Source organism: Lactococcus sp. AK05 (assembly GCF_041026685.1).
In the GTDB taxonomy this organism is placed as follows: domain Bacteria; phylum Bacillota; class Bacilli; order Lactobacillales; family Streptococcaceae; genus Lactococcus; species Lactococcus lactis.
This window is the reverse complement of sequence record NZ_JBFTEI010000001.1, coordinates 433,858-454,244: the sequence shown is the minus strand read 5'-3', so window position 1 is coordinate 454,244 and position 20,387 is coordinate 433,858. Positions and strand designations below refer to the sequence as shown.

Here is a 20,387-nt window from a genome sequence, read left to right as displayed (position 1 = left end):
TTTTTAATAAAAAGGCTTACATGAACTGCATTTGTATCTATTACTGGCTTCTTTGATGTCAATTCAATTTACAAGTTGTGTAAACATGACTTTTTATAGTTTAACAATTAATACTAAAAATAGACTGAAATTAATCAGTCTATTTTTTCAAATAAAGAATTTTTTTTTATTTGTTTTTAATTCTCCTGTCGCCATTACTTCTGCAAGAATTAAACTCAATACTGCAATCATTACTAGTAAAAATAAGAGATATTGAACTAATTGATAGTGACCGGTTGTATATGTTATTTTTAATGTCTTCGTGAACATTTGATAGAAAATTAATATTCCACTTGTTCCACCTAACAAAAGTGATAATCCTAAATTACTCAAACCAGCATCTCTTAAGCGTCTTACATGAATCGTAAGTTGTGGGAAAAATGTTCCTAAGATAAATAGGAAAAAGAATAAACGCAAGACCATACTACCAATAAAATTATAGCCAAACATTATTTGTTCAAATTGATTGAAAAGATAGATTAAAAACAGAAAAAGAATAACGGTCAGTCCCCAAAACAGTTGCACCCACCAAAAATTTCTTCTTGTCGTTCTTCCGCGAAACTCAAAGTAATTTTTGAAATAGTCCTTGAATATACCTGATAATGTCTTTGTCTCTGGTAAATTATTAAATTCTTGAGAAGAATTAATCTCGTATTCCTTGAATTTTAAAGCTCTAGGCGAACTTGGAAATAGGTTAAGTATCAAGAGCACAAGAGTTCCTAGACCAAGGATAAAATTAAGAAAAATAAGTCCCCAAGGCAAATCTGCATCATTCAATCTCCGAACAGTTAGAGCAATGAAGGACAATAAACTTCCAAAGAAATATAGATTAAATATTAATTGAAAGAATGAGGCAAAAGTTTGCCATAAAGTCGCTAGTTGATAAAAATCTAGTAGATTAAAGAAATGATAAGCTTTAAACAAGATGACAAATATTATGATATGAGTTAATAAGGCTGACCAAAAATCTTTACGACTAGTCTTTTTATTGAAAGTGAAAGCACCCAGCCAAAATTTTTTATAAGCTTGAACCATATTTTACCTCTCTATTTTTAAAATTATTCATAAGTTCTTGAATCATCTTCTTCGTCAATGCCATATTTGGTTGGAAAAAGGCAAAGAATATAAATAATGAAATTGATAAATCCAACAAAATAACCCATTTTTGCTAGAAAATCTTGATGAATAAACATTGTAACCAGCCCATAAATTGCAGCTACTCCAAAAACAAGAGAAATCCACCAAGGAAACCTAGCATCACGTAAACGACGAGCTGTCAAACTGATATTAGGAACAAGAATAGCTAGACCAATGAGAGCTGTAACAATAACTATTACTAATGCGCCACCTGTAGGGTTGGCATATAAGTCTGTCACCTGTTGAATAATTTCTTTTTGTGATAAAGTTGCAGATTGGCTCATTATTTTTCCAGCTTTGGGGATTGTCACCATAAAGTTTAAAAAGCTGAGAACTGCAAATATGATTGAATTAGTCAAGAAAACCCACCAATAATCCGAACGATTTGAATAAGATTTTAAATCTCCTGCTTTTTTCCAATATTTGATGTATGCTTTAATCATTGTTATTCCTCTTTACTTATAATATTATTTACTGACAGAAGGTCAGTTATTTATTCCAAACTTTTTTATTAAGTAAACTCATATTTTTATTAAAAGATTATTTAAACATTTTTTCAATATTTTTATCTGGAATCACCCACATTGAAAAAATTATGGCTGAACCAACAAGCATGATTACTGGAGCTATGAAATAGCCTAATAAAATGCTGACAATATTGAGCACAACACTTAGGATATTTTTTCTAATCGTTGTCTCAGAAGTTTTACGGTGTCCGTTTATTTTCAATAATTCTCTTGTCAAAAGTAGATAAATAAAATTCCCAAAGAAAAAGATAATCACATAGCCTAATTCTGGGATAAATGAATTAGGATAGATTGATACCCAGTTAGAAAAAATAGGAATAAGTGATAAGACAAAAAGAAAACTAATATTTATCCATAGAACTTTTCCATTAATTCTTTTGATGCTTTGAAAAAGATGATGGTGATTGACCCAGTAAATAGCCAGTATAAAAAAACTTACAAAATAGACACCCAGATGCGGAAGTAAAGCATTAAAACTTTGTAAGCTATCTGAATCTGGACGGACCAATTCTAAAACTAAGACAGTCATGATAATTGCGATGACAGCATCCGTAAATGCTTCTAAACGTGTTTTACTCATTTTTAACTCCTAAATTATAAAATATGACTTCAGTTTTTAAATTACAAACCTCTCCTTTCAGTACTATGGTTGATATCTCATTATAACATATTGAGTTTAATTCATAAAAGAACTTTAACAGAAGTTCTTAATGGTAAAAAATCTAATTTTACTTCATAATATCACCTTTGGAGATAAAAAGCCCCAATAAATTGAGGCTTCAAATTTATAATAAAAACGCCCTTATCTTATATAGGAGAAGGCGTTTTTATCTATGGCTCTTTGACTTGGAAGTTGGCACATAGTATATAAAGATATTTTAGCCTTTTTCAAAAGGCTTGTCAGTAACATTTGCTAACAAATCAAAGAAATTTGTCTAAAACTAGCTTTTTAAAATTTATTTTTTTATCTTTTGATTTCTAAGAATTTGGACCAGCATTTCGCATAACATACAGATTATTCCCGCACAGGCACCAACAATACCTACGAACAAGAAAAAATAATTTTGATTATAGTGCCCATAAATTGAAAAAAACAAACAGACCCAAATGATTAAAATTCAAATTTTATTTACTTTCACATATACTCCAATATTTTTAATAGTGTAACTACAATTTAATTTTAACATTTATTATTTTCGGTATATACAAATTCGTGGTTGTATTTTTACACTAATTATGATTTTGTCACCTAAAAGATAAAAAGCCCTGATTAAAAATCAAGACTTTTCTTAATTATATTCGGTTTATTTGCTCAATAAACGTTTAGCTTGAGCTAAGGCTTCTTTAGTTAAATCTTCACCAGCAAGCATTTTCGCAATTTCATTTACTCTTTCTTCAGCGTTTAATTTTCTAACTGTTGAAGTAGTAATGTCATCAGTTGAAGCTTTTTCAATATAAAATTGTCTGTCGGCAATAGCCACAACTTGTGGAAGGTGAGAAATTGCAAGAACTTGCCCATGCCTAGCAATTTTATATATTTTATTAGCAATCGCCTGAGCAACACGACCAGAAACACCAGTATCGACCTCATCAAAAACAATGGCTGTTTTATTTTCGCGTCTTGAAAAGCTTGATTTTATGGCTAGCATTAAACGTGAAAGTTCACCACCCGAAGCTGTTTTGGCCAGTGGTTTAAATCCTTCTCCTGGATTGGTTTGAATAAAGAATTCAACATGTTCATTCCCGTTTGCCGAAAACTTTGCACCTTCAAAACTAACTTTGAAATCAGCTTTTTCCATATAAAGCTCAGAAAGTTCGTGTTTAATATCTTTTTCAACTTCTATGGCAATTTTATGGCGCGCTTCATTGAGTTTTTTACTTGCTTCAATGAGTTGAACTTGTGCAACTTTAACTGAATTTTCTAGATTTTCTGAGTCATTTTCTGAACCCGTCAATTCTGAGAGTTCAAGTTGGACTTTCTCTAAATAGTTCATCACATCAGACAGTTCTGGCCCGTATTTTTTCTTCAAAGTGGTCAAGGTCATAATCCGGTCTTCAATTTGTAAAAGTTCAGCTGGATTAAATTCTAAATCACTCATGATTCTTTGAATTTGATTAGCAACTTCTTCTAATACATAATAACTTTCAGCGGTCTTGTCAGCAAGCTCTTGGTAGTCATTATCAAAGTTACTAATTTTATCCAATTCTGTCATTGTTGTTCGGATATTATTAAGACTTGAATAATCATTATCTTCATCATCAAGCGCTAGATAAGCACTACTAAGCGAATCAGCAATATTTTTAATATTATTTAACTTTTCTCGGCGATTAACTAATTGTTCATCTTCTTCAAGATTAATTTCCGCCGCTTCAATTTCTTCAGCCTGAAATTGAAGGATTTCAATTCTTTGAGCAAATTCTTGCTCATTTTTTTGTCGTAAATTGAGCTGTTGACGCAAATTTTTGAAGTTTTCAAATTTGAGTTTGTAATTATTTTTTATCTGATCAAAGTCTTCGTCACCAAATTCATCAAGTAAACGAAGATGGCTTTTCGGATTCATCAATTCTTGGCTATCGTGTTGACCATGAATATCAACTAATAATTCACCCACTTGTCTTAGCGTAGCTAAATTAACCATTTGACCATTGATTCGACAAACGGAGCGACCATTGGCAAAAATCTCACGTCTTAAAATAATTTCAGAATCTACTTCTTCAAAGCCGAGTTCTAATAATACCGACTTCAATTCTGGAGTTTTATCAAAGAAAAAGAGACCTTCTATTTCGGCTTTGTTTGCCCCATGCCGCACAAAATCACTCGAAGCACGCCCACCTAGTAATAAAGACATTGCATCAATAATTATTGATTTTCCCGCACCAGTTTCCCCAGTTAAAATCGTCATTCCACTCTCAAAGGATAGATGAATTTCTTCGATAATTGCAAAATTTTTGATTGAAATCTCTTGTAGCATCAAAATTTCCTTTCTCAAAAATAAATGACAAGGTTATTAGTAACCTAACAACCTTATCTTTCCTACTTTGATTCTTTTTTACTGACAGCTATTAATTCGCTCAAAATATTCAGCAGAATTTTGTCACAATATTCTTGTCAGTAAATTTAAAATTCTGTCAGTAAATTATAAAGATTTTTAGCATCTTCTTCCATTTCAAAAATAACTAAAGCACTATCATCATCAATAATGATTGAAAAAATATCATCGCTATATTCTTCCAAAAGATAATTTTTCACAAGACTTGTTGTCCCTGGATTAGCAAGAATCCAGAGCATATTATCTTTGATTTTTGTTCCCGTAATTGCATCAAAAGCTAAGGCTTTATGAAGGCTTGACTGTAAAACTTCCTTGTTTTTTGGTAAATCATAACGATAACCACCAGATTCAGCTGGCACCTTGATTAGGGCAAGTGATTTAATATCGCGGGAAACGGTCGCTTGAGTAACGTCAATTCCATGAGTTAAGAGGGTATTCACAAGTTCTTCTTGCGTTTTAATTTCGTTTTCACGGATAAATTGAGCAATAAAGTTTAATCGGTCTTCTCTTTTCATAGTTCTTCACTTTCTTTTTGTAAAACTGATTCAATATTAACCTGCTGAGCAATTTCTGCTTTTCCATCTTTAAGTAAATGGACAAGAAATTCAACGTTTCCAGCCCCACCCTTGATTGGCGAAAAGGTCAAACCTTTTACTGAAAAACCAAGTTGAGTGGCTGTTTTTAAAACTTTTTCAATAGTCATTTGGTGAACTTTAGGGTCACGAATAATGCCATTTTTTCCGACTTGTTCACGTCCCGCTTCAAACTGCGGTTTAATAAGAGCTGCTACTTCGCCATTTTCTTCCAAAATTTCATAAAGTGGCGGTAGAATTAAATCTAAAGAAATAAAACTAACATCTATACTAGTAAATGACGGTCTTCCTTGTTCAAAGTCAGCTAAAACAGCATTTCGGAAATTAAATTGTTCCATAACGACAACGCGTTCATCTGAGCGAATTTTCCAAGCCAATTGATTGGTTCCAACGTCTAAAGCATAGACTAATTTGGCACCATTTTGAAGCATTACATCAGTAAAACCACCAGTTGAAGAACCAATATCAAGACAAGTTTTTCCATTAATTTCTAAATGGAATTCTTTAAGAGCCTTTTCTAATTTTAACCCTCCTCGACTAACATATCTTAACTTTTCACCTTTAAGACGAAGTTCTGTTCCATCATCAATTTTCTGACCAGGTTTATCGTAACGCTCTCCTGATTTACTATCAACAACTAGACCAGCCATTACTCCTCTTTTGGCCTGCTCTCGTGTTTCAAACAAACCTTGATTCGTGGCAAGTACGTCAATTCTTTCTTTCATGTAGATCTTTCTTTATAGTAATTATACGTATTTTTCTTAGAAATGTAACTAATAATTTCTTTTTATATTTCTATTTTTTTATTTCACTTCCAATTGCTCAATAATTTTAAAAATTTCAGAGCTGTCAGTAACTGATAAGTCTGTCAGTAATTTTTTAACCTCTGACAAATTTTCTGTCAGTGATTTTTTGGCTCCCTCAAGTCCTAAATGAGCAACATATGTTGATTTTTCCTCTAAAATATCCTTACCTGGTGTTTTTCCAAGCTCAGCAAAAGTTGCTGTGACATCTAAAATATCATCTCGAATTTGAAAAGCCAATCCCAAAATTTGCCCCACTTGACGAAGTTTTTCAACTTCATCCGTTGATTTTTGAGCAACAATTCCAGCAGCTACAAAAGGAAAAGTTAAAAGTCGCCCAGTTTTCAAGCGATGAATCTGCTCAATTTCAGCTAATGTCAACTCTTTTCCTTCACCAGCCATATCCAAGATTTGACCCGCAACCATTCCATAAGAACCTGAAGCAAAGGCCAATTCACGCGTCAACGCTACTATTATTTCTGCGGATAAATCAGCAGTTGAAAGGATATAGAAAGGGTCAAAAAATAAAGTATCACCAGCTAAAATTGCAGTTGCCTCGTCAAATTTCTTGTGATTAGTTAACTGCCCGCGACGATAATCATCATTATCCATTGCTGGTAAGTCATCATGGATTAAAGAACCCGTATGAATCATCTCAAGTGCGGCTGCCACATGATAATGAGCCTTACTCAATTCTAAATCAAAAGCCTCCAATAGGTTTAAAAAAAGGAGAGGGCGAATTCGTTTACCGCCTGCCAATAAAGAATATTTTGCTGATTCGGCTAAGCCAGTTGGAAATTCAGCGCTTTCATAAAATTCAGTTAAAAAGTCTTCTAACTTTAGTATCTTCGTATCCATTACCCTAATTATACCAAAATTCACGGCTAAAAACCGTGATGATTTGAGGAAATTTTTTTATTTTTTAAATCCATTCCCTTTTTATAAGTGAGCCTTTTGCTCATTCATTGCTAATACTCTTGTAATATTTTCACTCGTTCGCTCAACGTTCTTTGCGCCGTCAGCCAAGGCATCTGACAAAGATTGTGCTTGACTCAAAACACCAAAAATAGCGGTCATTCCTTCCTCATAAAGAACATCTGCTCCATCCCCAATATATCCTGCCAAAGCAAAGCAAGGTTTCTTGTATTTTTTAGCAATTTTACAGACGCCATAAGGTGCTTTACCAAATTTTGTCTGATAATCCATCCCGCCTTCACCTGTAAATACATAATCAGCTTCTTTAATTTTATCTTCTAAGTATATTGTTTGTGCAACAAGCTCAATTCCTAATTGCATTTTTGCATTGGTAAAAGCAAGCAAACCTGCTCCCAAACCACCTGCTGCACCAGCTCCCGGTTTATTTTTAACATCTTTCCCCAGGTCATTATGAACAATTTCTGCATAATGCTTCAAGTTTTCATCCAATACTTTGACCATTTCCACAGTTGCTCCCTTTTGTGGTCCAAAAACATAAGAAGCGCCATTATTTCCGGTTAAAGGATTGGTGACATCAGTAGCAATTAATATTTCAATTTCTTCTACTCTTGGGTCAAAATCACTCATATCAATTGTTCTGACTTCTTTAAGGAAAGCTCCACCAAGTGGAATTTCTTCTTGGTCCTTATTTAAAAACCTAGCTCCCAAAGCACGAGCCATGCCAGAGCCACCATCATTAGTCGCACTCCCACCAATGCCAATGATGATTTTATCTACTCCTTCATCCATTGCAGCCTTAATTAATTGTCCTGTTCCATAGGTTGATGTAATCAATGGATTTCTATCTTCCAAAGCAACCAATTCCAGACCATTTGCCTTTGCCATCTCAATGACTGCCGTATTTGAGTTTCCCAAAATACCAAAATAGGCCTCTACATTTGTATTTGCAAATGAACCTTGTACTTTTTTATATACCCGTCGTCCCCCCGTTGCATCAATCAAAGCATCTGTTGTTCCCTCACCACCATCAGCCATTGGCATAGAAATTATTTCAGCCTTAGGAAAAACTTTTTTTATTCCTTTTTCCATTGCTTGACAAACTTCCAGCGCACTCAAACTTTCTTTGAAAGAATCTGGCGCTAATACAAATTTTTTCTTCATTTAATCTACTCTTTCTATAAAAGACTTGACCATAACTCTATCTACTATTAGTATATAATAAATAAGATTGATATTAGAATAATAGGCTTTTTTGTCAGTAAAATTTTGTTTAAAATAAAAAACCTTGAAAAATCAAAGGTTTTTTATTTTAGTAGTCTTTCTGTTCCGGAGAGAAATCACTCTCCTGATCATTTTTTCCAACTATTTTTACTAATGTTTCTTCCGCTTCATTGAGTGTTTTTTTCAAAGTTTCCGAAATTTTCATTCCTTTTTGAAATTCAGCAATAGCATCTTCCAATGCTACATCACCAGATTCCAACTTACGAACAATATTTTCTAACTCTGCCAAATTATCTTCAAATTTTACATCTTCTTTTTTGGTTGCCATTATTTTACCTCCACTATTACTTTTCCGTCAGTCAATTCAACATCTAAAGTCTGACCTTTTTTCACATCACTTACGGATTTAATAATCTTTCCCTTTTCGTCAGTAACGAGGGAAAAACCACGCGCTTTTATTTTCGAGATATCTAATAAAAGTAAAGACTGATAAAGTTGCTCCGTCTTATTCTTTTTAGCTTCAACTATCTTTCCGTAAGTCGGAATTAATTTCCCAGCTGACAGCTCATAACGGTGTTTCATATTTGCAACTTTATTTTCCGTCAGCACTGACAAACGTTCACACAGACGGTCAAGTTTTTGTAAGTGTCCATCGTACAAGCGTTCTGGCTGTCTAAAAACGACTGACTGGCTTAATTTATCTACTCGTTCACGCCTTATTTTAATTAAATGTGTTAAGCGATTAAAAAGTCGTTTTTCCTGCTCATTCGCCCAATTTATTAAATCAACCTTCGTATTTGGTGTTGCTAATTCGGCTGCCGCTGTTGGAGTCGCTGCACGACTATCAGCAACAAAATCAGCTAAAGTCACATCTGTTTCATGTCCAACCGATGAAATAATTGGAATACGTGATTCAAAAATTGCTCGAACCACAATTTCTTCATTAAATCCCCATAAATCTTCGATAGACCCACCACCACGACCAATAATCATGACATCAAAATCACCACGTTGATTAGCTCGACGGATATTTCCAGCAATTTCTTCAGCCGAACCTTGTCCTTGAACTTTTGTCGGATAAAGAACGATTTGACTCATCGGAAAACGACGTTGAACCGTCGTAATAATATCTCGAATGACCGCTCCTGACGGGCTAGTTACCACAGCTATTTTTTTAGAAAATTGTGGCAAAGTTTGTTTCCAACGTTGTTCAAATAGCCCTTCAGCAGTCAGCTTTTTCTTCAACTGTTCAAACTTAACCGCAAGAGCTCCAACGCCATCTGGAACTAAACTTTCAATATTTATAGAATAAGAGCCAGAAGGTGGATAAATACTGATTCGACCGACAGCCAAAACTTTCATCCCTTCTTCTAATTCAAAGTCTAATTTGCGAAATTGTCCCGCCCACATCGTAGCTTGAATCACAGCGCCCTCATCTTTAAGTGCAAAATATTGATGATTTGGTCTTCTTCTAAAATTTGAAATTTCTCCTGTCAAATAAACCCGTTCAAGATATGGATCACGGTCAAATTTCGCTTTTAAATATTTTGTTAAGGTTGATACTGATAAATATTCTGTCATTCCCTCACTCTTTAGTTCTCAATTAATCTTTTTACTAATCATTCTGTTAGTAAAATTTCTACTGCTAAAATTGAAAAAAAGTAAAAAGTTTATCTTCAAAAAATTTCTAACTTAAAAATAAGTCTTTAGAAATTACTATAAACTTAGTTACTCTTTTATTAATTAACTATTTATTTTCATTCATTTTTCTACTTGCTGCACGAACTGTCTGTTCCATAAGCATTGTAATCGTCATCGGACCAACTCCACCAGGAACGGGGGTAATCAAACTTGCAACATCTTTTACTTCATCAAAATCAACATCGCCATGAAGTTTTCCATCTTCATCACGGTTCATCCCAACATCAATTACAACTGCACCTTCTTTGACATCCTCAGCCTTAATCATCCGGTCACGGCCAATAGCAACCACCAAAACATCAGCTTCCTTAGTCAATTCGCGCAAGTTTTCTGTTTTTGAATGAGCAATTGTCACAGTAGCATCAGCCATCATTAATAATTGCGCCATTGGTTTTCCGACGATATTTGAACGACCAATCACAACTGCACGTTTACCAGAAAGTTCCACATTATATTCACGGAACATTTCCATAATACCGGCTGGAGTTGAGGGAATCATCAAAGGATTCCCAGACCACAAACGTCCCATATTCATTGGGTGAAAACCATCCACATCTTTTTCTGGATCAATAGCTAGTAAAACCTTTTCTTCAGAAATATGTTCTGGCAATGGCAATTGTACCAAAATACCATGCCATTGTTCTGACTGATTATACTGTTCAATTAAATCTAACAGTTCTTGTTCTGACACAGTTTCTGGTAGACGAACCACACTAGAATTTAAACCAATTGCTGTGGCTTGTCGTGCTTTATTTCGGACATAAATTTGACTCGCAGGATCTTCGCCCACAAGAATAACGGCAAGACCTGGAACATTGTCCGCTTCTTTTAATTTATCGACTTTAACTTTCAACTCAGCTTGCATTTTAGCAGCAAGTGCTTTTCCATCTATCAAGTTCATAGAACTATTATACCATAAGCTAACATTCATCCTCTAATCATCATCATTCCTTTTTCTTTCTTTATTTTAAATTGTTCGTAATTTTTAATAAAAGAATAATTCCAAATTAAAAAGAAGCTTCTTTCCAAAGAAAAGAAGTCCTTAATTAAAATATACTACTCAAAACCTTTTTTTATATTTAACTTTTCCAATAGTTAACGTTGCCACTAAGCCTAATCCCAATTCTGCTAATACTAAACTTAAATCGTCATCAGCACCTGTTTTGGGAAGTTCTTCCTTCGTTTCAGTTGGTACAAGTTGTAAGCTCGTTGCGCTTAATGAATTTGAAAGACTCGGACTACTTGATACCTTAGAAATTAAAGTCGAAACTTTTGCTTCATTCGAAGGTAAATTTGAGTCACTCAAGTTATTTAGTTTCACTTCTGAAGTATACGAACTATTTGAAGTTAGACTTGAGCCATTTTTATCATTAGATTGTAAATTTTGATTAGTCAACATACTTGAAGATGTTGCTGAACCACTTGACTCCGATGAAGTCAAACTTGCACTACTTGATTCATTTGAACTCAGACTCGATTGACTTGAATTTTCAGAAGATGAACTTGTAGTACTAGTTTGACCCGTGTTTGAATTTGAATCACTTGTCCCACCAGAACTTGTCATACTACTTTCGTTTGAACTTAAACTTGAAACGCTTGAGCCCTCTGAGCTTGAACTTGAGCTATTTACCCCAGCTGAACTTGACTGACTCGAGTCTACCGAAGATGAACTGGCAATACTACTTTCACTGGAATTTGAACTTGAAGCACTTGAACCTTCTGAGCTTGAACTTGAGCTATTTACCCCAGCTGAACTTGATTGACTTGAGTCTACCGAAGATGAACTGGCAATACTACTTTCGCTAGAATTTGAACTTGAAGCACTTGAACCTTCTGCGCTTGAACTTGAGCTACTTACCCCAGTAGAACTTGACTGACTTGAGCCCACCGAAGATGAACTGGCAATACTACTTTCGCTGGAATTTGAACTTGAAGCACTTGAACCTTCTGAGCTTGAACTTGAGCCATTTACCCCAGCTGAACTCGATTGACTTGAGTTTACCGAAGATGAACTAGCAATACTACTTTCACTGGAATTTGAACTTGAAGCACTTGAACCCTCTGAGCTTGAACTTGAGCCATTTACCCCAGCTGAACTCGATTGACTTGAGTCTACCGAAGATGAACTAGCAATACTACTTTCACTGGAATTTGAACTCGAAATGCTTGAACTCTCTGAACTTGAACTTGAGCCATTTACCCCAGCTGAACTCGACTGACTTGAGTCTACCGAGGATGAACTTGTGGCACTACCTTCGCTGGAATTTGAACTTGAAGCACTTGAACCCCCTGAGCTTGAGTTTGAACTTGAAGCATTAGAAGTCGAACTTGAAGTATTTGCTTCACTAGAATTAGAACTCGTGTTGCTTGATACATTTGAAGATGAAGTTGAACTACTAGCTGCACTTGATGAAGAACTGGCACTACTGCTTGATTGGCTACTATTAGCACTAGAATTTGGATTAACTGTTGAAGCACCAACACTTGGAGTTAAAGAATTGATAATTGTCGTTATTCCATTAAGTGCATTATTAACGAAATTATTAATATTATTTTGTATTTGACTAATAGTGTCCGAAAGACCATTTTCGATAACTCCAAGACCTGGTAAATTATTTACAATCCCCGTCGCACTTTCAACAATATTATTGATCGCATTTTGCAATTGATTGAGCACTTGGTTAAGAATATCCGAAGCACCAGCAGGAAGATTACCAAGTGAGTTTAGACTATTTTGGAGCGTGTTCTCAATCGTGGCTAAGGCTGTTGAACCAAGGCTTGTAAGATTACCCAAACTATTATTTACTTGGTCAAGAAGGCTGGAAACTCCCGTTAAATTCGCAACTTCTCCCAAAGATGCTCCAGTAAGATTATTTAATATTGGGCTTAAAACATTATTAACTGTAGTACCTACAAGAGGAATATTACTAATAGTTGGAGATAATTGACTCCAAGCAATTTGACCTACTCGATTAATCGCTGAATTAACTACTAAACCAGCCAAGTAGTTAACCAAATCATTTCCTTGAAGAGAGACAAGTGTGTCTAAATCAAAATTAACACCACCCAAGGCATTGGAAGTTGTCGTATTAAGTTGATTAACAATCCCACTTGTTACAGTACTTATTGCGCTAAGTACTGGGCTTAGTACTAGACTTGCCCCTGGAATACTTGAAAGTCCTGGAATTGTTGGATTTTCAAGAAAAGTAAGCATAGCAGCAGGGCTCATTGATGGGATGGCATTAAATGCTGCCACAATCTGCCCTCCAACTAATGGAATTTGGCTAACATCTAAACCTGCAGATTTCATTCCATTTAATAGAAAGGCTCCAGGATTGGCAGCTGCTTCCTGAATATTTCCAACAATATTGACGATTTGTTCAACACCATTAAGAGCTGAAGCAGCTGTAGCCATTCCTGGAATATTAAAAGTTCCAAGAGTACTAAAAATATTTTCTAAACCACTAATTCCTACTGTCGAAATTGCTTGATTTACAAGATCTCCGAGTGTTGTGTTAAGAATAGCTGAACCACTTGTTGTAGCAGGCGCTGCTGCAGCTAGTGCCTGAGTAAGCATTGGCACCATGGACGGATTAGTCGCTAGAATAGCTGTAAAAGAAGCGACAGCAGCACTCGAAGCATTAGCACTACTATTTCCCACAAGATTCATTTCCGAACTTTGAGAAGCTGATGCAATACCACTATCAATTGCTGAACTTTCACTCAAAACTCCTGATGAACTTGTTGAACTTTGAGAGCCAACTGCCGAATCAACACTGTCTGCAGCATTAGAAGAACTTAATATAGAATTGCTGCCATTATCATTTGATGAGCTTGAATCTGCAAGCGATACGATATTGTTTGTAGGAGTTTGAATAACCGTCGTACTTGTCGTATTTTGGCTTTCATTAATTGAGTTGCTACTATCTGACACATTTGAAGTTATTCCCTCAGTATCAGTTTTTACTGTGTTAGCCAGTGAATTATTAGAACTTTGGTCACTAGCTTGTTCGTAAGCAACTTGATTTTGACTAGCAGCTACATCACTATTTGTCGATGAAGCTAGTGCTGAATAACTTGTTACCTCAGTAATACCACTAATTTGCTGACTACTGTCAACTGCTGTGTCCGCTTTTACATTTTGGTCAGTAATCGTTCCTGAAACGATAATTATAGCTAATGCTGAAGTAGCAAATAACCAACTTTTCCCTGATTTCCAAGTTCGAAAATGAGACTTGGAGATAACAGTAGACACTTCTGGCCGTATTTTTTTCATTTATTCTCTCCTTGCTGATACTTTTTATAAAGTATCACTATGATTATATATCATGATATCACATTTAAGTTACAAAAGAAACCTATCTATTATTATTTCGTAACATTTATAGAATACAACTTTTTTCCTTGACTTTGATAGTTTACAAATGTAAACTATATATAGATAGAAATTTCAAAGCATTCATTTAGGAGGAAAATATGTCAAATAAAACTCATTCGTCTAATCACGAAGAAATGATGTCTGAGCATCATCACAATCATGAAATGGTGGATATGAAGCACGAAAATCATGAGATGCACAATATGGATAATATGCATGATATGGACAATATGGATATGATGAATCATGGAGGACACATGATGCATATGGGTGATATGAGTAAAAAGCTCAAAGTGGCTATCATTCTAATGATTCCGCTTCTACTCATTTCACCAATCGCTGGCTTTACTATCCTTAAATTCCCCGGAAGTGAAATTTTGCAACTTATCCTTGGTACAATTATCTTCTTTTACTCTGGGACTCCTTTTTTTAGCGGAGCAAAAGGTGAATTAAAAAGCCGTAAGCCAGCCATGATGATGCTGATTACAATGGGAATTACCGTTGCCTATGCTTATTCTGTTTACGCCACAATCATGAGTCTTAACGGACATATGGGCATGAACTTCTGGTTTGAACTGGCAACTTTAATTGTCATTATGCTGATTGGTCACCTGATTGAGATGAAAGCAATCATGGGTGCTGGCGATGCATTGAAAGATTTAGCAAGCCTTGTTCCCAAAAAAGCTCACTTAAAAAGTGGGAAGGATGTGGAGCTTTCAGAACTAAAAGTTGGCGATTTACTTTTAGTGAAAGAAAATGAGAAAATACCTGCAGATGGCCTTATATTAAGTGAAGCGCTCGTTGATGAGTCAATGATTACTGGTGAAAGCCGAGCAGTCAATAAAAAAACAAATGACCTTGTTTATGGTGGTTCCCTCAATCAAAACCAACCATTTGAGATGAAAGTCACAACTCTTGGAAAAGATTCATTTCTCAATCAAGTGGCCGAATTAGTCAAGAAAGCCCAAGCTCAAAAATCTAATTTGGAAAATATGGCTGATAGAGTGGCTGGTTACCTTTTCTATGCTGCACTTATTGTCGGTATCTTCTCATTAATTTTTTGGACAATTAGTTCTAACTTTAGTTTTGCTCTACTTCTTGCGGTTTCTGTTTTTGTAATTGCATGTCCACACGCTTTAGGTCTTGCGGTTCCACTTGTTGTTTCTCGCTTAACCAGTATTTCTGCTAAAAATGGTTTATTAATTCAAAACAGAACCTCTTTGGAAAAAATAAATACAATTAAATATGCCTTAATGGATAAAACGGGAACATTAACTGACGGTAAGTTTATTGTTCGTAATGTTATTGATTTTACTGATGAAACAGACATTCTCCAAATCATGGCAGCACTTGAAGGAAGTTCCACTCACCCGATTGCTCAATCAATCGTTTCAGCTGCTAAACCTCTTGAAAATCTTAAAGTTGAAGCGGTTGAAAATATTCCAGGAGTTGGAATTAAAGGGCAAGTTAATCAAAACTTTTATCAAATTGTTAACTATAAATATCTTCGTGAAAATCAACTTTCTTATGATGAACAAAAGATTGCTCAATATTTAGATTTAGGTTTAACTGTATCTTTCCTAATCAATGAACAACAAGATGTTTTAGGATTTATTGCCTTAGGAGATTCTCCTAAAGCAGATGCGAAAGCCTTTATTAATGGTTTATTAGCCCAAGGAATTACCCCTGTTATGCTCACGGGTGATAATAAAGAAACTGCTCAAAAAATTGCTAGTGCACTAAATATTCCCGAATTTAGAGCGGAATTAAAACCTGAAGACAAAGCAGAAATTGTGAAAGAATACCAAAAGAAAGCCGGCGTTCTTTTCATTGGTGATGGTGTCAATGATTCCCCAGCTCTTGCAACTGCTACGATTGGTTTTGCGATTGGAGCAGGAACTTCGGTTGCTATCAGTACCGCTGATGTCGTCCTAGTTAACTCCAATCCAAGTGACGTCTTGGATATGATTAATATTTCCAAACGCATGCTTAGAAAAATGAAACAAAACCTCTGGTTTGGAGCAGGCTATAACATTATTGCTATTCCTGTTGCAGCGGGTATTCTTTATCCATTTACAGGGATTTATATTGACCCTCTCATTGCAGCAGTCCTGATGTCAATCTCAACCGTGATTGTCTCAATCAACGCGATGGGATTGAGGTATGATAAAAAATAGAAGAGCCTATGCTCTTCTATTTTTTATCATACTAATTATGAAACTTTTATCACTTAAATATACTTAAAGATTAAGTATGATATCACACAAATACTAATGATTGTAATGATATTTTTTAAATATGATTTATTTTTAAATGATTTTAGAATCTTTCGTTCATAATCATTTAATTGACTCCCTTGATGAACTAAAAAATAAATATTACCTCTAAAATAACGATTAGCATCAAAAACATCAAAGACTCCTTGAAGTAAATAATCTTTAGTATCTTGAAGCAGTTTTTTTATTTCTAATCTAACCTCATTAGAATCAAGATAAATATCTATATTTTCCATAAACACTTGATAGCTTTTTCCTCTTTTAATTTTTCTTGGCTTTTGTTTAGTAAGGCTTTCAAATCTAACGAGTCCATTTCTTTCATAGTGAACTTCATTTTTTTGTTCTTCGTTCCAGCTCTTTTCATGCTCTTGCATCTTTTTAAGATTATCCACAATTTGCTTGGTTTCCCTTGCTTTTTCTTCACTGCTCCTTTCTTTATTTGCTTTAGGTTTATTTTTATCTTTGGTTAAAAATATATCGTCTAAATTTTCTTGACTATCATTGTACGCAATTTTCTCATTTTTTCTATCCTTCATTTATTTTTTAGAAACTCCTTTCCAATTCTTTTCATGTGTCTTTTCTTTTTTTCTTTTTTTCTTCTTACCCTTATTTTTTGCTCGTTTTCGATTTTCCTTTTTTCTCCTATCCTCTGACTCAAAGCTAATTTCTTTAAAATCTATATATTCAAAAATCATTTTATTTGCCAAGTCATTATTTAAATCATTATCAAATTCCCTGTCCTTCTGCCAATCTATGTAAGAATAAAGGAAAAAAGTTAAATACTGCAACCAATTACACAATGTATTATCTTTCCCGTTTTGAGAAATATCTTTAAACAACTCTCCTAATGAAAAATAAAGCGAAGGAACTTTTGTTCTATCGAAAGGACCCAAAAAGTTTCCCTCTCTTTTTCTAGCACTTAAATCATAAATGAATTTAGCATTTGTAAGAAAAATATTAATTTCTCCTTCAAAATATTTGTTAGTTGTTAACCACTCTAAATATTGAGTAATTTCTTTAATAAACCACCTTGAATTTGTTGGTTTAGTCCATAGTTTTGGCTCAAACATCTTTTATTTTCCACCTAAATATTTACATTTTTTTCAAATACTGCCTCATTAAATATTCTTCAACTGAGACTATATCAACTTTCTCAAAATCACTAAACAAAACCTCAGAAAGTTCGTCACCAATAGAGTCATATAGTGGGGAGTCTATTTTTCCTAAAAATAGACTCTCTTCTTTAACTTTTACAACTTTTGATATTTCTATCAAGTCTTTTTTCCCACGTGCATAAAGGATATTTTTATTAAGTAGGTGAGAAAAATTGAATTTTTTTGCTTCAAAATCTCTTGAAAGATTGAAAACATCAAAAAATTTGCCATTAGTTTTCACAAAAGAACTCATTAAGTCCAGATACTCGCTTGAATCTATTGTCTTATTAATAATATTTTTATGTATTAAAGATATAGAAAGAAAACGTCCTTTATCATCTATCAATTCATAAAGATAAAAATTTTCTTTCCTTCCAAGCTTTTTACCAACATAAAAATTCTCTTCATTATCTTTTGTATAAATTTCTTGAAACATTACCTATTTCTCACTTCTTTATTCTATTTGATTTACTATTTCTATATTTTCTAACTGCCGACATTCCCCAATGATGTATTTTTCTGTACATATCCCCTAGCAAAACGCCTCGTTCAATAGAATAGTCGATTGTTAGTTGGGTAGCCTTTTTATCTATTTCATCTTCATTAAAATCGGCTTTTTCTGTACTAAGTAAATCATAGTATTGCATAAGACCATACGATATATCATTTAAAATACTATAAACAGCATTTCTTCTCCCCCAGCGATGCATCTCAAAAAAATCTCCTACCGCTATTTTCATATAATAATCTTTTTGCTCTCCCCATGGCTTTCCGAATGTAGAAGTCACATGATTTCCAGTTTTATCACTAACAAGATAAGAAGCCCCAGTAATAATAATTGTCAATTGCTCTGGAAATGAATATCTTTCTTTTAGCCAATCAATATATTTTATAATCTCCTTTGCAACTAATCTATTAACGGAAGGAAGAATATTTAGTTTAATTTTTCCCCTCATTCTCTTTTATTCAGTCTTTCTTTCAAATTCTTTTGTTTTGTCTTCTCTTTTTTTCTTTCTTCTTACCTTTATTTTTTGCTCGTTTTCGATTTTCCTTTTTTCTTCTATCCTCTGATTCAAAGCTAATTTTGTTAAAATCTATATATTCATAAATCATTTTATCTGCTAAGTCATTGTTTAATTCACTATTGAACTCCCTATCTTCTTGCCAATCTACATAATCATAGAGAAAGAGCGTTAAATATTGTAGCCAATCACAGACCGCATTTTCTTTTCCTCTACGAGATATTGTCCTAAAAATATCTCCAAGCGGAAAATAAAGTGACGGAATAATTGATTTATCAAAAGGTCCGAAAAAGTTCCCCTCTCGTTTTCTAGCACTGGAATCATAAACAAATTTAGCATTTGTAAGAAAGATATTCATTTCTCCATCAAAAATTCCTTTTTTTATTATCCAATCCAAATATTGAGATATTTCTTTAACAAGCCACTTTGTGTTTGTTGGTTTAATCCATAGTTTTGGCTCAAACATCTTATTTTCCTCCGTTATGTTTCTTACTTGGTGTATGTTTTTTCATTGCTCGGTTAGAATTTTTGTTGGGATTCCCCTTCCACTTTGGATCATTTTTCTTTTCTTCATTTAGTTCCCTTCCTTGCTTCTTTCTATTTGGTTTATTTATAGGACTTTCTCTATCACTAAATAACTAAATTCCTCCTGCAACTACTAAAGATACCAGAGCAACGACTCCAAGTCCAATCGCTACTGGTGGCACTTCTATACTTTCTCCCGCATCTTCGGCTGTAAATAGTCCAAAACCTAGTGCTGGTGCCCAAGCAGCACTTTCATTACTGGTTTTTGGTATTGAATATGTACTCCCTATACCATATTCTCTTTCTTCTGCTACAAGTTGAGCTTCTTTGGAGTAATAAGCAGATTGTGGAACATAAGTCTGATAGTAAGCACCACTAGAATTACTATATCCTCCTCCTGATGAATAAACATAACCACTAGAATAAGAGTAGCCTCCACCATAGCCATAACTATCATAAGTTGGTGCATAATAAATCACAGGCGCAATATAATTCGGCACATATTCATAACCATTGGCATAATAAGTCGTCGCATAAGGATTACTCGTGTTATAGTAAACAATCGGTGGCACATATTTGTAGTACACATCAAGTATTTCATCATGTTTTGGATAAGTCCCTGACTGCGTGGTGCTTCCTTCGATGTAGTAATTACCAAAGTTATAAGGGGCATTTAAGGGGCATTGACCGAATAAGAATGTCCATAAAGTCCAGTGGTTGATTGTTGTCATAGATAGGTACCGTCCGTACCATAGTAATCATAAGTGACGGTACTTTGGATATGATAATAATCACCGACTATTATTGTGGCCCCATTTTTGTGCTGACTTTCTTGTCCATAAGCATAATGTGGGAATTTACTGGCTGAAACATTCCAAAAAACATTTGGAAACCAGATAAATTGATGTTGGGGGACAATAAGCCGACATTTTCATTTCTCGGAGAAACTCTTTAAAAAATTCCTTCCTTTTTCATTTTTTAGCAGCTTGTAGCGTTTAGGAATTGTTATGATGAATGTCGTCGAA

General features: G+C 34.3%; 18 protein-coding genes and 1 pseudogene. 1 reads left to right on the top strand and 18 read right to left on the bottom strand.

Features of this window, described 5'->3' with window-relative positions:
- Positions 1-147 precede the first annotated feature (147 nt).
- From AB6B24_RS02200 to AB6B24_RS02145, 12 genes are all read right to left on the bottom strand, one after another.
- Positions 148-1,074, bottom strand: coding sequence for a DUF805 domain-containing protein (locus tag AB6B24_RS02200; RefSeq protein ID WP_311802444.1), 927 nt, complete (start codon positions 1,072-1,074; stop codon positions 148-150).
- A gap of 23 nt (positions 1,075-1,097) precedes the next feature.
- Complete coding sequence (locus AB6B24_RS02195; RefSeq protein ID WP_311802442.1) at positions 1,098-1,619, bottom strand: DUF805 domain-containing protein; 522 nt, start codon at positions 1,617-1,619, stop codon at positions 1,098-1,100.
- A 97-nt stretch (positions 1,620-1,716) separates the two neighbouring features.
- Complete coding sequence (locus AB6B24_RS02190; RefSeq protein ID WP_311802440.1) at positions 1,717-2,283, bottom strand: TMEM175 family protein; 567 nt, start codon at positions 2,281-2,283, stop codon at positions 1,717-1,719.
- A gap of 724 nt (positions 2,284-3,007) precedes the next feature.
- The gene (gene recN / locus AB6B24_RS02185) at positions 3,008-4,675 is read right to left on the bottom strand and encodes a DNA repair protein RecN (RefSeq protein ID WP_259746426.1); all 1,668 of its coding nucleotides are present in this window, start codon (positions 4,673-4,675) and stop codon (positions 3,008-3,010) included.
- A gap of 146 nt (positions 4,676-4,821) precedes the next feature.
- A complete protein-coding gene (locus AB6B24_RS02180; protein ID WP_003131351.1) occupies positions 4,822-5,268 on the bottom strand; it encodes an arginine repressor in 447 nt (148 codons plus the stop codon).
- On the bottom strand, positions 5,265-6,071 hold the full coding sequence (locus tag AB6B24_RS02175; RefSeq protein WP_015426159.1) for a TlyA family RNA methyltransferase: 807 nt from the start codon (positions 6,069-6,071) through the stop codon (positions 5,265-5,267). The genes AB6B24_RS02180 and AB6B24_RS02175 overlap by 4 nt, the downstream gene beginning before the upstream one ends.
- A gap of 78 nt (positions 6,072-6,149) precedes the next feature.
- The gene (locus AB6B24_RS02170) at positions 6,150-7,007 is read right to left on the bottom strand and encodes a farnesyl diphosphate synthase (RefSeq protein ID WP_311802438.1); all 858 of its coding nucleotides are present in this window, start codon (positions 7,005-7,007) and stop codon (positions 6,150-6,152) included.
- Positions 7,008-7,088: 81 nt separating this feature from the next.
- On the bottom strand, positions 7,089-8,246 hold the full coding sequence (locus AB6B24_RS02165; RefSeq protein ID WP_311802437.1) for a glycerate kinase: 1,158 nt from the start codon (positions 8,244-8,246) through the stop codon (positions 7,089-7,091).
- Between the two features lie 148 nt (positions 8,247-8,394).
- Complete coding sequence (locus AB6B24_RS02160) at positions 8,395-8,634, bottom strand: exodeoxyribonuclease VII small subunit (protein WP_003131346.1); 240 nt, start codon at positions 8,632-8,634, stop codon at positions 8,395-8,397.
- On the bottom strand, positions 8,634-9,887 hold the full coding sequence (gene xseA, locus AB6B24_RS02155; protein ID WP_031559209.1) for an exodeoxyribonuclease VII large subunit: 1,254 nt from the start codon (positions 9,885-9,887) through the stop codon (positions 8,634-8,636). Before xseA ends, AB6B24_RS02160 begins: the two co-directional genes overlap by 1 nt.
- Before the next feature lie 166 nt (positions 9,888-10,053).
- Positions 10,054-10,908: a bifunctional methylenetetrahydrofolate dehydrogenase/methenyltetrahydrofolate cyclohydrolase gene (locus tag AB6B24_RS02150; RefSeq protein ID WP_058203626.1), complete on the bottom strand. Its 855-nt coding sequence runs from the start codon at positions 10,906-10,908 to the stop codon at positions 10,054-10,056.
- A 159-nt stretch (positions 10,909-11,067) separates the two neighbouring features.
- Positions 11,068-14,283 carry a KxYKxGKxW signal peptide domain-containing protein gene (locus AB6B24_RS02145; protein WP_311802436.1) on the bottom strand — a complete coding sequence of 1,072 codons (3,216 nt, stop codon included), beginning with the start codon at positions 14,281-14,283 and terminating at the stop codon, positions 11,068-11,070.
- A 200-nt stretch (positions 14,284-14,483) separates the two neighbouring features.
- Here AB6B24_RS02145 and AB6B24_RS02140 point away from each other — a divergent pair, with 200 nt between their 5' ends.
- Entirely contained in the window at positions 14,484-16,562 is a 2,079-nt protein-coding gene (locus AB6B24_RS02140; RefSeq protein ID WP_311802435.1) for a heavy metal translocating P-type ATPase, read from the top strand.
- Between the two features lie 53 nt (positions 16,563-16,615).
- On the opposite strand, the gene AB6B24_RS02135 is transcribed toward AB6B24_RS02140, so the two are convergent.
- From AB6B24_RS02135 to AB6B24_RS02110, 6 genes and pseudogenes are all read right to left on the bottom strand, one after another.
- Positions 16,616-17,197 carry a DNA repair protein gene (locus tag AB6B24_RS02135; RefSeq protein WP_311802434.1) on the bottom strand — a complete coding sequence of 194 codons (582 nt, stop codon included), beginning with the start codon at positions 17,195-17,197 and terminating at the stop codon, positions 16,616-16,618.
- The gene (locus AB6B24_RS02130) at positions 17,198-17,731 is read right to left on the bottom strand and encodes a hypothetical protein (RefSeq protein WP_311805014.1); all 534 of its coding nucleotides are present in this window, start codon (positions 17,729-17,731) and stop codon (positions 17,198-17,200) included.
- A 22-nt stretch (positions 17,732-17,753) separates the two neighbouring features.
- Positions 17,754-18,251 carry a hypothetical protein gene (locus AB6B24_RS02125; protein ID WP_311802431.1) on the bottom strand — a complete coding sequence of 166 codons (498 nt, stop codon included), beginning with the start codon at positions 18,249-18,251 and terminating at the stop codon, positions 17,754-17,756.
- A 10-nt stretch (positions 18,252-18,261) separates the two neighbouring features.
- Positions 18,262-18,771 (bottom strand): hypothetical protein, encoded by a 510-nt coding sequence (locus AB6B24_RS02120; RefSeq protein WP_095586821.1) that lies wholly within the window; start codon positions 18,769-18,771, stop codon positions 18,262-18,264.
- 22 nt (positions 18,772-18,793) lie between these two features.
- Positions 18,794-19,303, bottom strand: a complete 510-nt coding sequence (locus tag AB6B24_RS02115; RefSeq protein ID WP_012897500.1) for a hypothetical protein — start codon at positions 19,301-19,303, stop codon at positions 18,794-18,796.
- Between the two features lie 172 nt (positions 19,304-19,475).
- Positions 19,476-20,287 (bottom strand): annotated as a pseudogene (locus AB6B24_RS02110) (cell wall anchor protein); the annotation flags it as partial.
- Between the last annotated feature and the right edge of the window lie 100 nt (positions 20,288-20,387).

What these genes read in the sequence shown, in the direction of transcription:
- AB6B24_RS02200 (WP_311802444.1), bottom strand. Translation starts at nt 1,074, where the DNA reads ATGGTTCAAGCTTATAAAAAATTTTGGCTGGGTGCTTTCACTTTCAAT.
- AB6B24_RS02195 (WP_311802442.1), bottom strand. Translation starts at nt 1,619, where the DNA reads ATGATTAAAGCATACATCAAATATTGGAAAAAAGCAGGAGATTTAAAA.
- AB6B24_RS02190 (WP_311802440.1), bottom strand. Translation starts at nt 2,283, where the DNA reads ATGAGTAAAACACGTTTAGAAGCATTTACGGATGCTGTCATCGCAATT.
- recN (WP_259746426.1), bottom strand. Translation starts at nt 4,675, where the DNA reads ATGCTACAAGAGATTTCAATCAAAAATTTTGCAATTATCGAAGAAATT.
- AB6B24_RS02180 (WP_003131351.1), bottom strand. Translation starts at nt 5,268, where the DNA reads ATGAAAAGAGAAGACCGATTAAACTTTATTGCTCAATTTATCCGTGAA.
- AB6B24_RS02175 (WP_015426159.1), bottom strand. Translation starts at nt 6,071, where the DNA reads ATGAAAGAAAGAATTGACGTACTTGCCACGAATCAAGGTTTGTTTGAA.
- AB6B24_RS02170 (WP_311802438.1), bottom strand. Translation starts at nt 7,007, where the DNA reads ATGGATACGAAGATACTAAAGTTAGAAGACTTTTTAACTGAATTTTAT.
- AB6B24_RS02165 (WP_311802437.1), bottom strand. Translation starts at nt 8,246, where the DNA reads ATGAAGAAAAAATTTGTATTAGCGCCAGATTCTTTCAAAGAAAGTTTG.
- AB6B24_RS02160 (WP_003131346.1), bottom strand. Translation starts at nt 8,634, where the DNA reads ATGGCAACCAAAAAAGAAGATGTAAAATTTGAAGATAATTTGGCAGAG.
- xseA (WP_031559209.1), bottom strand. Translation starts at nt 9,887, where the DNA reads ATGACAGAATATTTATCAGTATCAACCTTAACAAAATATTTAAAAGCG.
- AB6B24_RS02150 (WP_058203626.1), bottom strand. Translation starts at nt 10,908, where the DNA reads ATGAACTTGATAGATGGAAAAGCACTTGCTGCTAAAATGCAAGCTGAG.
- AB6B24_RS02145 (WP_311802436.1), bottom strand. Translation starts at nt 14,283, where the DNA reads ATGAAAAAAATACGGCCAGAAGTGTCTACTGTTATCTCCAAGTCTCAT.
- AB6B24_RS02140 (WP_311802435.1), top strand. Translation starts at nt 14,484, where the DNA reads ATGTCAAATAAAACTCATTCGTCTAATCACGAAGAAATGATGTCTGAG.
- AB6B24_RS02135 (WP_311802434.1), bottom strand. Translation starts at nt 17,197, where the DNA reads ATGAAGGATAGAAAAAATGAGAAAATTGCGTACAATGATAGTCAAGAA.
- AB6B24_RS02130 (WP_311805014.1), bottom strand. Translation starts at nt 17,731, where the DNA reads ATGTTTGAGCCAAAACTATGGACTAAACCAACAAATTCAAGGTGGTTT.
- AB6B24_RS02125 (WP_311802431.1), bottom strand. Translation starts at nt 18,251, where the DNA reads ATGTTTCAAGAAATTTATACAAAAGATAATGAAGAGAATTTTTATGTT.
- AB6B24_RS02120 (WP_095586821.1), bottom strand. Translation starts at nt 18,771, where the DNA reads ATGAGGGGAAAAATTAAACTAAATATTCTTCCTTCCGTTAATAGATTA.
- AB6B24_RS02115 (WP_012897500.1), bottom strand. Translation starts at nt 19,303, where the DNA reads ATGTTTGAGCCAAAACTATGGATTAAACCAACAAACACAAAGTGGCTT.